Below are 12,881 nucleotides of genomic sequence, written 5' to 3'. Positions count from 1 at the left end.
ATGACCGAAGATACCAAGTTCCACCACGGCGATGCGGCGGGTGATCAGGCCCCCATCGTGGAAATGAAGGATATCGAAAAGCACTTTGGCAACATCATCGCATTGGCGGGTGTCAGTTTCGACGTCAAGCCGGGTGAATGCCACTGCCTGCTGGGCGATAACGGCGCGGGTAAATCAACCTTCATCAAGACCATGTCCGGGGTACATAAACCCACCAAGGGCGAGATCTATTTCGAAGGCAAGCCGCTGCATTTCGACACCCCTCGGGATGCGATGGAGGCAGGTATCGCGACCGTGTTCCAGGACCTTGCGATGATCCCGCTGATGAGCGTCACGCGCAACTTCTTCATGGGGCGCGAGCCGACCAAGGGTAAAGGTCTGCTGAAACGGTTCGATGTTGAACACGCGAATGAGGTCTGCATGGAAGAGATGCGCAAGATGGGCATCAACCTGCGCGGGCCGGATCAGGCGGTTGGCACCCTGTCTGGGGGGGAGCGGCAGACCGTCGCCATTGCCCGCGCCGTGTACTTCGGGGCCAAGATCCTGATCCTGGACGAACCGACCTCGGCCCTGGGTGTGCGCCAGACCTCGAACGTTCTGGCCACCATCGACAAGGTGCGAAGTCAGGGCGTCGGCGTGGTTTTCATCAGCCACAACGTGCGTCACGCGTTGGCGGTGGGCGACAGGTTCACCGTTTTGAACCGGGGCAAGACGCTGGGCACAGCAACGCGTGGCGAGATCACGCCAGAGCAGTTGCAGGACCTGATGGCGGGCGGTCAGGAAATGGCCGAGCTTGAAGGATCGCTGGGCGGCACGGTTTAAAGTTCAGAACTTGGATGCCCCAATGGGGCATCCATCGGGCGGTGGCACGTGACGCCACTCTGTTTTCAGGCTTTGATACAAAAGCTGGCACCTTCGTAAATGAGAAAACCCGCAGGCCGCCAAAGGCGGAGCTGAGTTGAAAGGGATCATGATGAGCAAGACAGTCCGACTGACCGCGGCGCAGGCTCTGGTGCGCTATCTGGGCGCGCAGATGAACGAGGCTGGAGAGCCCTTTATCGCAGGTGTCTGGGCGATTTTCGGCCACGGCAATGTGGCCGGTCTGGGCGAGGCGCTGCACGGTGTGAAAGACAGCCTGCCCACCTATCGCGGTCATAATGAACAAACGATGGCACATTGTGCGATTGCCTATGCCAAGCAGTTGGGGCGCAGGCGTGCGATGGCGGTCACTTCGTCCATCGGGCCGGGGGCCACCAACATGGTTACCGCTGCGGCGCTGGCCCATGTGAACCGCCTGCCGGTTTTGTTGCTGCCCGGTGACGTGTTCGCCACGCGTGGCCCTGACCCGGTCTTGCAGCAACCCGAAGTGTTCTCGGACGGAACTATTAGTGCGAATGACTGTTTCAGACCGGTCAGCCGCTATTTCGACCGCATCACCCGGCCGGAGCATCTGTTGACGGCGCTGCCGCGTGCCTTCCGCACCATGACGGACCCGGCGGATTGCGGTCCGGTGACGCTGGCCTTTTGTCAGGACGTGCAGGCCGAGGCTTATGATTATCCCGAAAGCTTTTTTGAGCCGCGCGTCTGGTATCAGCGCCGCATTCGTCCGGATGAAGGTGAATTGGCACGAGCCGTGGCCGCAATCAAGGCAGCCAAGCGCCTTGTGATCGTGGCCGGGGGCGGTGTGCATTATTCGGATGCGACCGCCGCGTTGCAGCGCTTTGCCGAAGCGCACAACGTGCCGGTGGCCGAGACGCAGGCCGGTAAATCCGCGCTGGCCTGGGATCACCCCCTGAACCTGGGTCCGATTGGCGTCACGGGTGGTGAGCCTGCCAACGATATCTGCGCAAAGGCGGATCTTGTGCTGGGCGTCGGCACCCGGTTTCAGGATTTCACCACCGGGTCATGGGGATTGTTCGCGAACCCCGAGCGGGAATTGATCAGCCTGAACACCGCCGCCTATGACGCGGCAAAGCACGGCGCGATGCCGCTGCAGGCTGACGCCCGCGTAGGGCTGGGTGACCTGAGCGACGCGTTGGGCGGTTACCGCGCGCCGGATATGTCCGCGACGCTGAAACCCGAGTGGTTTGCCAAGGTCGACGCATTGACCGACGCGCCGGTGGACAGCAATGCGCTGCCCACGGACATGCAGGTGATTGGTGCCGTGCAGCGGGCGGCCAATGAAAACACCGTTGCCATGTGTGCCGCAGGCACGATGCCGGGTGAGCTGCACAAGCTGTGGAAGGCACCGCGCCCCGGTGCCTATCACATGGAATATGGCTTCAGCTGCATGGGGTATGAGATCGCCGGTGCCATGGGCATCAAGATGGCCCAGCCCGACCGCGACGTGATCTGCTTTACCGGTGACGGCACATATATGATGGCGAACTCGGAAATGGCGACGGCGGCGATGATGGGGATTTCGTTCACCGTTGTGGTCACCGACAATCGCGGCTTTGGCTGCATCAACCGTTTGCAGATAGGAACCGGCGGGGCCGAGTTTAACAACCTGCTGGATCACGCAATCGGCGGTGAAAATTCGGTGATCGACTTTGCCAAACATGCCGAAGCAATGGGGGCGACGGCGGTCAAGGTCAGCTCGATCGCCGAGCTTGAGGAGGCACTGGCCAAACGTGGCGAGGTCAAAGGCCCCTATGTGGTGGTGATCGACACCGATCCCTACCCATCGACCGAATATGGTGGAACGTGGTGGGAAGTGGCGGTGCCCGAGGTCAGCATCCGTCCGGAAGTAAACGAAAAACGTGCGGCCTATGAGGTCGCCATCAAGGAAAGAAACACGAAATGAGCGTGAAGATCGGTATCTCTCCGATTGCCTGGCAGAATGACGATTTGCCGGACCTGACCGCAGCCTACACGATGGAGCAGGCGCTGAAAGAAGCGCGCGAGATCGGCTATACCGGTGTTGAGCGCGGCCAGCGGATGCCCGGCGACACCGAAGGGTTGCGCGCCTATCTGGATGCCAGTGACATCGCGCTGTGTGGCGGCTGGTGTTCGGGCAGTACTCTGGTCAATGACCTTGAGGCCGAAATCGCCATCGTGCGTGAACAGGTGGAACAGTTTGTTGCCCTGAACAGCCCCTGCATCGTTTACGCCGAGTGTTCAAATACCGTTCAGGGGCAGATCGGAACGCCGGTCAATGACCGCCCGAAGCTGTCCAAAGACGATGTGTTGGCCTATGCGGGCAAACTGACCGAGCTTGCCAAATGGATGGCAGATCAGGGTATGCCGATGGCCTATCACCATCACATGGGCACGATCATCGAAAGCGAAGAGGATGTGAACTGGTTGATGGAGGGTTCCGGCCCCGAATTGAGCTTGTGCTTCGATACGGGCCATCTGCTGTTTGGTGGCGGCGACGTGATGGCCACACTGAACCGTTGGGGCGACCGTGTGCACCATGTCCACTTCAAGGATATCCGCCCGGACATCGTGCGGGACACGCGCGAGAACAATCGCAGCTTTCTGGATGCGGTGATCGCCGGCGCGTTCACCGTGCCGGGTGATGGGTGCATCGACTTTCAGGCCGTAGCCAACGCGTTGAAAGCAATGGATTACAGCGGCTGGATCGTGGTCGAGGCCGAGCAGGACCCCGCCAAGGCGCCGCCCTATGAGTACTCCAAATTGGGCTATGACCACATCGTCGAGGTTTGCGGCAAGGCAGGGTTGGAGATCACCGTTTAATCACCGCCCCTCGGGGCAACACCGAAGCCATGAAAGAGGAGTTTGTCATGGTACATCAAGAACTTGGATACGTCGGCTATTTTGACCGGGAATCCTGCGATCTGGATGAGTTCAAGGTGTTGACCTCGCAAAACCTGACAACCGGTGCGGTGCCTCATGCCGCATCGGTGCAAAAGAACGTTCCGATCTATGATATGCACGCCCTGCGCCCGGCGCTGGAGAATGCGGATCAAAGAAAAGAACTGCTGGCAGAATGGGCAGGCGTGTTGGACAAATCTGCGGGTGTGATCGTTCTAAAAGGCGCATTTGCGGATACGTCCGTGATCGACCGGGCGACCGCTGTGTTCCATCAGATCATCGAGGAAGAACGTCAGGGCGGGGCCGGGGAAGGTGACCACTTCGCGGCCTCGGGCGCGAATGACCGGATATGGAACGCATTGCAGAAACAGTGCTTGCGCGATCCCGAGGGCTTTGCGCTCTATTTCGGGAATGTGGCCATTGCAGCGGCTTGCGAGGCGTGGCTGGGGCCGAACTATCAAATGACCGCGCAAATCAATCAGGTGCGCCCCGGCGGCAAGGCACAGCAGGCGCATCGGGATTATCATCTGGGCTTTCAAACCGCCGACAGCGCCGCCCGGTATCCGGCCCATGCCCATCTGGTGACGGCTTCGCTGACCTTGCAGGGGGCGGTTGCGCATTGTGACATGCCCGTGGAAAGCGGCCCAACCAAACTGTTGCCGTTTTCGCAGCTTTATGCGCCGGGATATCTCGCCTTCCATGACGCGGCACACCGGGCGTTTTTCGAAGAGAACTACATTCAGTTGCCCCTTGAAAAGGGGGATGCGGTGTTCTTCAACCCGGCGCTGTTCCACGCTGCCGGGGAAAACAGCAGTGCGGATATTCAGCGGATGGCGAACCTGTTGCAGGTCTCATCTGCCTTCGGCCGTGCGATGGAGATGGTTGACCGGCAGTCCATGTCGCAGACGGTGTTTCCGTCGCTGGTCACCCTGAAACAACGTGGGGCGCTGAGTGCGGCAGAGCTGAATGCGGCGATTGCCGCAACGGCTGAGGGCTATCCGTTCCCGACCAATCTGGACACCGACCCGCCGATTGGTGGCAACGCGCCTGAAAGCCAGGCCGACATATTGCACCGGGCCGTATCGGAAGGGTGGGCCGAGGCCCGACTGTCCGAGGCGCTTTCGGCCCTGCAAGCACGGCAAGCGGCCTGAGGGCGATACAGGCGGGCCGTTTAGGCCCGCCCAATAAGGAGAACAAGAATGGCAGACCTGCTGAAGAAGCCTATTGGAACCCGTGGCAAGGTACATGACATAACCCCGGACAGTGCCGGATGGCGATATGTGGGTTTTGGGCTGTATCATCTGCAAGCGGGCGACAGGGCGGCCGAGGCGACAGGAGACCGCGAAGTCATTCTGGTGATGGTCGAAGGCAAGGCGCGGATCACCGGGGCCGGGCAGGACTGGGGCGTATTGGGCGGTCGGATGAACGTGTTCGAAAAGACGCCGCCGCATAGCCTGTATCTGCCCAACGGAACCGAGTGGGAGGCTGTGGCGGAAACCGATTGTGTTGTGGCGGTCTGCTCGGCCCCGGGCAAGGGCGGCCACAAAGCGCGCCGGATCGGGCCGGATGGCATCACGCTGACCGAACGCGGCAAGGGTGTGAATACGCGATATATCAACAATATAGCGATGGAGAACGAGGATTGTGCTGACAGTCTTCTGGTGACCGAAGTCTTTACGCCCAATGGGCACTGGTCCTCTTACCCCAGTCATCGACATGATGAGGATGATTTTCCCCGCATCACCTATCTGGAAGAAACATATTATCACCGCCTCAACCCGGCCAACGGGTTCGGAATTCAGCGGGTCTATACCGATGACGGCCAGTTGGATGAGACGATGGCCGTCTCCGATGGCGATGTTGTGATCGTTCCGCGTGGCCATCACCCTTGCGGCGCGCCCTATGGGTTTGAGATGTATTACCTGAACGTCATGGCGGGCCCCCTGCGCAAATGGCGGTTTGCCCTGGCCCCCGAGGTCGAATGGATCATGGAGCGTGACGGATGAGCCAAGACTTCGCCAATTACCCAAGCCTTGCGGGCAAAAAGGTTATCATCACGGGCGGGGCCGGGGGGATTGGTGCGGAAACCGTTCGCGCCTTTGCGGCACAAGGGGCGAAGGTCGGGTTTCTGGATATCAATGCGGATGCGGGCCTTGCTCTGCTGGCGGAACTGGACGGTGAACACGCCTTTGCGCGATGCGACCTGCGCGATATCGAAGCAATGCGGGCTGCGCTGGAGCAACTGGTCGAGGAGCTGGGCGAGGCGGATGTGCTGGTCAACAACGCTGCCCAGGATGACCGCCACGACTGGCGCGAGGTGACGCCGGACTATTGGGATGAGCGGATGGCGACCAATATCCGCCATATATTCTTTGCCATTCAGGCAGTGGCCCCGGGTATGATCGCCAAGGGCGCAGGTTCGATCGTCAATATCGGATCGAATTCGTGGTGGGAGGCCGGGGCAGGTTTTCCGGCCTATGCCACCGCGAAATCGGCGGTGCACGGCCTGACGCGCACCATGGCGCGCGAATTGGGCGATCACCGCATTCGTGTGAACACGGTTGTGCCGGGCTGGATCATGACCGACCGCCAGAAAGACCTGTGGGTCACGCCCGAGGCGCTGGCCAAACAGGTCGACCGCCAATGCCTGCCCGATCCGATTGAGCCTGTCTATGTCGCGCGCATGGTGCTGTTTCTGGCCTCGGACGACGCCGCCATGTGCAGCGCGGGCAACTTCATGGTCGAGGGCGGTTCGATCTGAAGGCGAAAGCGCGCGTTAGCGTTGCGGGGGTGCACCAAAGGCACGGATGACCATGCGCGCGGCAGCTTCGACCGGGTTGTGGGTTTCTTTCAGGATGGTCACGCGGTCAAACCGTTCGGGATCGCGATTGACAGCGTCTCGCAGGGCATTGCCGAAGGCCATGCGCAGCTCGGTCCCGATGTTGAATTTGCAGATCGAGGTTTCGCGGGACAGCTTCATGCGTTGATCTACCGGCACGCCCGACCCGCCATGAATGACCAGAGGCACTGTGGTCAAGGCGTCGATCTCGGCGATGCGGGCTTCGTCCAGACCGCCTTCCTTGTTTTGTTGCAGGTGGACGTTGCCGACCGATATCGCCATCGCATCCACACCGCTTTCACGTGCGAACTGGGCCGCTTCTGCCGGGTCGGTGCCGTTCGATCCTTCACCGCCCGAGTACCCGACAAAACCAATCTCGCCTTCGCAGGAAATCCCTGCCGTATGCGCCATCTCGGCAATTGCGGCAGTTTCATCGATGTTTTGCCGCAGGGGCTTGCGCGATCCGTCGAACATCAGGGACGTAAAACCGCTGTCGAGCGCGATCTTGCAGTCTTCGAACGTGTAGCCGTGATCCAGATGCGCAACGACGGGCACCGAGGCGTTTTCCGCCAGATACCGGAACATCTTGCCCAGTACGGGTAGCGGAGTGTGGTCGCGGCAGCTGGGTCCGGCTTGCAGGATCACGGGCGCATTCTCGGCCTCGGCCGCGGCCACATAGGCGCGCATATCTTCCCAGCCGAGTGTGACCAGCCCGCCCACGGCATAGCCCTGTTCATAAGCGGGTTGCAGGACGTCTTTCAGTGTCACGAGGGTCATTTGAATTTCGCAATCATGTCTTTGATGCCGGGAATGGTCTCGATCTGATAGGCATGTGTGGGCTGGAAATACTGCACCAGAGAACGCTGGGTCAGGCCGCCGAGGATGGTGAAATAATACATCTCGTACCCCGGCAAAACGCAGCAGGGGTGATAACCCTTGTCGATGCAAACGGTCGATCCATCCACGATGTGATAGGCGTCGCCCGGCTGGTTATCTTCGCGCTGCAACATCTGAAGGCCCGAGCCCCAGTTGGGCTTGAACCTGAAATTGTAGGTCTCGTCGTGGCGGGTTTCGTCCGGCAGGCGGTTGGTGTCGTGCTTGTGGCTGGGAAAGCCCGACCAGCCGCCCTGACCGACGGTGAACAGCTCACTCACCAATAGGCGGCCGACCTTGTCGTGTTGCTTTTGGCCAAGGATGTGTTTGATTTTGCGGTGGGTTTTGGTGTCGTCGCTGCCATATTGCACAAGGTCGTGTTCGCGCACATCGAACGGGTCCAGCACCTTGTCGTATTTCGCACCGGCAATAAACACCTCGGCCGCGTCAGAAACGCAGACCATCTGTACCTTTGCGCCGACAGGCACGTAGGCGCCCTCGGGCTCGCCATCCCAGACGTCTTCGCCCCGGTTGCCCAGCCTGGGGAAGGAAACGCCTTCGACATCCACATCAACGCTGCCGGTTGCAGGGACGATGCAGGTCTCGTAGCCCGGCACCTGGTATTCGAACGCCTCGCCTTTTTTCAGTTTGACGATGTTGAAATAGTTCAGCGGAACGGTCGGATCACCGGCGTCAACGATGGGCTTGTTCTGATTGTCATAGGGCGCGATATGCATGGGATACTCCTATGTGGCCGGACCGGGGTGAGAGGCGAGGAACGCGTTCAGTTCGGGGGTCGTGGGCATGGCGGGGGCGCAGCCGGGTTTGGAAACGACAATGGATGCGCAGGCGGACCCGCGCATCACCGAGTCTTTCAGCGCGTGCCCCGCCGCGATCGAAGCCAGAAGCCCTGCCATGAAACTGTCACCAGCCCCGACGGGCTTGATGGCGTCGACTGGGTAGATCCCGGTTTTGATTTCCTGCCCATCCGCCAGCGTGACGGCGCCTTTTTCGCCCATCTTGTAAATGACTACCCGGCCCGGTTTTCTGGCTAGGTCCTGTGCCTTGGCAAAGCCCTTTTCCATGCCGCCGGCCATGAACCCGAACTCTTCATCATTGCCGACAATCAGGTCACTGGCTTCGCCCGCACGGGACAGAACGTCAGCGGCAATTTCTGGCGATGGCCAGCTGTAGGGGCGGTAATCAACATCGAAAATGATCGGAAGACCAGCTTTGCGCGCGTTTTCAAACCCTCGGAACGTGGCGCTGCGCGAGGGTTCGGATGCAAAGACGGTGCCAGCCGAGATCAGGGCCGAGAAGGATGTGTAATCAACCCTGTCCATATCCGCGTCGGTAACCTGAAAATCGACCGCGCCGTTGCGGTAGATGACATTCTGAAAGTTCTCAGTCCGGCTTTCATACAGGGCCAGAGAGGTGCGATACTCACCCCCCAACACGCGGATATAAGCGGTGTCTACCCCGTAATGTTGCAACCGGTTGAGGCAGAACCGACCAATTGCATCGTCCGAGATGGAGGTGATCAAGGATGCCTGACTGCCCAGCTTGACCAGACCGGCACAGATATTCGCGGACGAGCCGCCAAGATCGGCATGGAACGTATCGGCCTCTTCGCTTTTGACACCGATCGGGTCTGCGTAAAGGTCCATACCCGCACGCCCCAGAACGGCAAAGCGGTTTCCTTTGATACCCTCCATCAAAGCGCTCACGTCATATCCTCCGGCAAAGTGGGGTGGGCAAAGTTTGGACCTTGCGTTGAATCGATTCACACGATACTGATTTTGCAACCGGTTGCAAACACAATGTGCGAGGCCATGGCAGATGCCTGAAATCGGAGTGGGAATCGTGGGTGGCGGTTATATGGGCAAGGCCCATTCCGTTGCCATGTCGGCCGTCGGTGCGGTGTTCAACACGGCGTTGCGCCCCCGGCTCGAGGTCATCTGCGCGTCGAGCCCGGACAGTGCCGAACGCTACCGGGCGGCCTATGGATTTCAGAGGGCGACCGATGACTGGCGCATCTTGGTTGAAGACCCCAGGGTCGAAGCAATCGTGATCGCCTCGCCTCAGTCAACACATCGTCAGATCGCCGAAGCGGCTTTTGCCTTGGGCAAACCGGTCTTGTGCGAGAAACCATTGGGCGCATCGCTTGAAGACAGTCGGGCGATGGTTGCCGCAGCTGAGGCTTCGGGAGCGGTGAACATGGTGGGGTTCAACTATATCCGCACACCCGCCAGCCAATATGCCCGCCAGTTAATTGCCGATGGCGCGATTGGTGACATCACTTGGTTCCGGGGCGAACATACCGAGGATTTCTATGCCGATCCGCAGGCCCCGGCCACCTGGCGCACAACCGGTAGGGCCAACGGCACAATCGGCGATCTTGCCCCGCATATGGTCAACGGCGCATTAGCGCTGATCGGGCCCATTGCGCAGGTGATGGCCGATGTTGAGACCGTTCACAAAACCCGCCCCGGTGGTGAGGTAACAAATGACGATCATGCCCAGATGATGTGTCGGTTTGAAAACGGGGTGATGGGAAACCTGTATTTCAGCCGCGTCGCGACGGGCCGGAAAATGGGCTATGCCTATGAAATATCAGGCACAAAAGGCGCGATCCGGTTCGATCAGGAGGACCAGAACGCGCTGTGGCTGTACAAGCGCGAAGGGCCCGAAGCCGCGCGCGGGTTCACCAAGATCCTGACCGGCCCAGCACACCCGGATTATGAGCCCTTCTGTCAGGGTCCGGGTCACGGAACCGGCTATCAGGATCAGATCATCATCGAGGCCAAGGACTTTTTACAGGCCATCCACACCGGCGAGGCGATCTGGCCCACGTTCCGCGACGGGCATGAGGTCAACCGCGTGCTGGCCGCCGCGCTGGCCTCGTCCGATCAGCGGCAATGGCAGGACATCAGCGATTTCTGATCGCTCTATGTGACAATTCCAATGAGAGACAATGACCATGGCTAAGTTGAGATGGGGCATGATCGGGGGTGGTGAAGGCAGCCAGATTGGTCCGGCACACCGCCTTGGGGCGCAGGCGGACGGGTTGTTCGAATTTGCTGCTGGCGCGCTGGATCACCGGCCCGACGTGGGCCGCGAATACGCGCAGCGATTGGGGGTTGCTGCCGATCGCGCCTATGGCGACTGGCAAGAGATGCTGGCGGGTGAAAAAGACCGAGAGGATCGGATTGATCTGGTAACCATCGCGACACCCAATTCGACCCATTTCGAGATTACCAAGGCGTATCTTGAGGCAGGCTTTAACGTTTTGTGCGAAAAGCCGATGACCATGACCGTTGAAGAGGGAGAAGAGATTGTGCGCGTGGCCGAAGCCTCGGGCAGGATCTGCGCGGTGAACTACTGTTACTCTGCCTATCCGATGGTGCGTCAGGCCCGCGCGATGGTGCGCGCAGGTGAAATCGGCAAGGTGCGTCTGGTGGTGACCAATTTCAGCCACGGTCATCATGGCGACGCCACAGATGCGGATAACCCGCGCGTACGCTGGCGCTATGACCCTGCGATGGCCGGGGTGTCGGGGCAGTTTGCCGATTGCGGTATCCATGCATTGCACATGGCCAGTTTCATCTGTGACGATCAGGTGAAAACCCTGTCTGCCGACATGGCCTCAACCATCGCCAGCCGTGAGTTGGAAGATGATGCAATGATCAATTTCCGGATGGAGGGCGGCACGGTTGGGCGCCTGTGGACATCTTCGGTGGCGATCGGGCGGCAACATGGCTTTGACATTCAGGTCTTTGGCGAAACCGGTGGGCTGCGCTGGGCATCCGAACAGCCCAACCAGTTGATCTATACTCCGGTCGGCGGGCGTACTCAGATCATCGAAAAGGGTGAGGGCGGTTTGCACGACGAGGTGCAACGCCTGTCTCGGGTCGCTATCGCGCACCCCGAAGGGTTCCCGCTGGCCATCGCCAATATCTATTGCGATCTGGCGGATGCAATCCGCGGAGAAAGGCGCGACGGTCTGCCCGGTGCGGCAGATGGGCTGCGGTCCATTGCAGCCGTTCACGCGGCTGTTGCGTCGGGCAAGGCTGATGGCGCGTGGCGGGATGCGCGGCCGCCGATGTTTTGCTGATCAGGGGCGGGGCCGCAATGTGCCCCGTTCGATCACGCGGCAGGGGAAAATGCGGGCCTCGGGATAGCGCTGAGGCTCTTTCAGCATCTCGACAACCAGATCGACGGATGAGGTGATGATCTGCTTGATCGGCTGGTGGATCGTTGTCAGGTTAACGCTTTCCCAGCGCGACATTTCCATGTCGTTCAGTCCGATAATTCCAATGTCCTGACCGGGTTTCAGCCCATGATCAGCCAGTGCGGACAATGCGCCTACAGACAGGATGTCATCGCCGCAGAAATACGCCTCGGACGGGGAGTTGGCCAACAGGCGCAACATTTCGGCGCGGCCGGCCTCAAAGGAATAAGCCCCCGCGAAACAATGGCTTACTTCGATATCGGGATGATCTGCCAGTTCTTCCATGAACCCGCGATACCGGTCGAGTGCCGAGGTTGCATCTTCAGGCCCGCCCAGATAGCCGACACGCCTGTATCCGCGCGCCAAAAGCTCTCGCGCGGCCATGCGCCCGCATTCGACGTTGTCGATTCCCACCACATGCACTTCGGGCGAGGTGGCCGAGCGCCCGAACGTGTGCACCACCGGTACGCCCGCATCGTGGAACGCCTTGGCAAAGCTGGGCGGCAGCGTCGAAGAGGCAACGATGGCCGCGTCAACCGAATACTGGCGCAGCATGCGGACCGAGTTTGCGGGCTCGGTCTCGTCCGTCAGGTTCACGATCAAAGGGCGTAGCCCGCGTTCCTGCAAGGCGCGGGTAAACTGATCGAACACCTCAAGAAAAATCGGGTTGTGAAAGTTGTTCGAAATCAACCCGATCAGCTTGGTGCGCCCGGTGGTCAGAGAAGAGGCGAGGGCGTTGGGACTGTAGCCAAGCTCTCGCGCGGCCTTTTCGACCTTGCTGCGTGTTTTTGCAGAGACCGAGGCACCTTCGGTAAAGGTGCGCGACACGGCAGATCGCGATACACCAGCCAAAGCGGCGACGTCTTTCAGGGTCACGCTCACGCAGTGCGGCTCCGGTCGTTGATGGTCAGAGATATCAAGGTGTTTTGCATCAGAGATTCATTATGCACCATCGCTACAAACTTGCAACCGGTTGCAATCGGCAACTGGCGGCGAAAGCCACGTGTGGTCGTTCGGTATTGTGAAAGGATGGTGGGTGATGAGAGACTCGAACCACGCAATAGCATCTCCGCACCCATATTTTGTTGATATGTATGGGCTTCTTAAGCTCACTACGTTCCATTTTTGCTAGACATTTCGACCTTGCCTGCTAGACAT

12 protein-coding genes are annotated in these 12,881 nt (G+C 59.8%); 8 read left to right on the top strand and 4 right to left on the bottom strand.

What is annotated here, in order from left to right:
• From I9182_RS13260 to I9182_RS13235, 6 genes are all read left to right on the top strand, one after another.
• Positions 1 to 822: an ATP-binding cassette domain-containing protein gene (locus tag I9182_RS13260; RefSeq protein WP_209507866.1), complete on the top strand. Its 822-nt coding sequence runs from the start codon at positions 1 to 3 to the stop codon at positions 820 to 822.
• Between the two features lie 151 nt (positions 823 to 973).
• On the top strand, positions 974 to 2,806 hold the full coding sequence (gene iolD, locus I9182_RS13255) for a 3D-(3,5/4)-trihydroxycyclohexane-1,2-dione acylhydrolase (decyclizing) (RefSeq protein ID WP_209598572.1): 1,833 nt from the start codon (positions 974 to 976) through the stop codon (positions 2,804 to 2,806).
• Positions 2,803 to 3,702, top strand: a complete 900-nt coding sequence (gene iolE, locus I9182_RS13250; RefSeq protein ID WP_209507862.1) for a myo-inosose-2 dehydratase — start codon at positions 2,803 to 2,805, stop codon at positions 3,700 to 3,702. Before iolD ends, iolE begins: the two co-directional genes overlap by 4 nt.
• A gap of 47 nt (positions 3,703 to 3,749) precedes the next feature.
• Entirely contained in the window at positions 3,750 to 4,931 is a 1,182-nt protein-coding gene (locus tag I9182_RS13245; RefSeq protein ID WP_209598571.1) for a phytanoyl-CoA dioxygenase family protein, read from the top strand.
• A gap of 48 nt (positions 4,932 to 4,979) precedes the next feature.
• A complete protein-coding gene (gene iolB, locus I9182_RS13240; protein WP_209507858.1) occupies positions 4,980 to 5,786 on the top strand; it encodes a 5-deoxy-glucuronate isomerase in 807 nt (268 codons plus the stop codon).
• Positions 5,783 to 6,541, top strand: coding sequence for an SDR family oxidoreductase (locus I9182_RS13235; RefSeq protein WP_209598570.1), 759 nt, complete (start codon positions 5,783 to 5,785; stop codon positions 6,539 to 6,541). Before iolB ends, I9182_RS13235 begins: the two co-directional genes overlap by 4 nt.
• Positions 6,542 to 6,556: 15 nt before the next feature.
• On the opposite strand, the gene I9182_RS13230 is transcribed toward I9182_RS13235, so the two are convergent.
• From I9182_RS13230 to iolC, 3 genes are read right to left on the bottom strand one after another with little or no spacing between them, the layout of a single operon-like run.
• Complete coding sequence (locus tag I9182_RS13230; RefSeq protein ID WP_209507854.1) at positions 6,557 to 7,396, bottom strand: class II fructose-bisphosphate aldolase; 840 nt, start codon at positions 7,394 to 7,396, stop codon at positions 6,557 to 6,559.
• On the bottom strand, positions 7,393 to 8,229 hold the full coding sequence (locus I9182_RS13225) for a 5-deoxy-glucuronate isomerase (RefSeq protein WP_209507850.1): 837 nt from the start codon (positions 8,227 to 8,229) through the stop codon (positions 7,393 to 7,395). Before I9182_RS13225 ends, I9182_RS13230 begins: the two co-directional genes overlap by 4 nt.
• Positions 8,230 to 8,238: 9 nt before the next feature.
• The gene (gene iolC / locus I9182_RS13220; RefSeq protein ID WP_209598760.1) at positions 8,239 to 9,207 is read right to left on the bottom strand and encodes a 5-dehydro-2-deoxygluconokinase; all 969 of its coding nucleotides are present in this window, start codon (positions 9,205 to 9,207) and stop codon (positions 8,239 to 8,241) included.
• A gap of 124 nt (positions 9,208 to 9,331) precedes the next feature.
• On the opposite strand from iolC, the gene I9182_RS13215 reads away from it, so the two are divergent.
• Together I9182_RS13215 and I9182_RS13210 are read left to right on the top strand one after the other, a co-directional pair.
• The gene (locus I9182_RS13215) at positions 9,332 to 10,435 is read left to right on the top strand and encodes a Gfo/Idh/MocA family oxidoreductase (RefSeq protein WP_209507848.1); all 1,104 of its coding nucleotides are present in this window, start codon (positions 9,332 to 9,334) and stop codon (positions 10,433 to 10,435) included.
• A 37-nt stretch (positions 10,436 to 10,472) separates the two neighbouring features.
• Complete coding sequence (locus I9182_RS13210) at positions 10,473 to 11,606, top strand: Gfo/Idh/MocA family oxidoreductase (RefSeq protein ID WP_209598569.1); 1,134 nt, start codon at positions 10,473 to 10,475, stop codon at positions 11,604 to 11,606.
• Here the strand turns inward: I9182_RS13210 and I9182_RS13205 are convergent, their stop codons facing one another.
• Positions 11,607 to 12,605 carry a LacI family DNA-binding transcriptional regulator gene (locus I9182_RS13205; protein WP_209598568.1) on the bottom strand — a complete coding sequence of 333 codons (999 nt, stop codon included), beginning with the start codon at positions 12,603 to 12,605 and terminating at the stop codon, positions 11,607 to 11,609.
• Between the last annotated feature and the right edge of the window lie 276 nt (positions 12,606 to 12,881).

The sequence above is a fragment of the Ruegeria sp. HKCCSP351 genome, from assembly GCF_017872535.1.
Classification (GTDB): domain Bacteria; phylum Pseudomonadota; class Alphaproteobacteria; order Rhodobacterales; family Rhodobacteraceae; genus Ruegeria.
The sequence above is the reverse complement of the archived record's forward strand: the minus strand, read 5'-3'. Positions and strand labels throughout refer to the sequence as shown.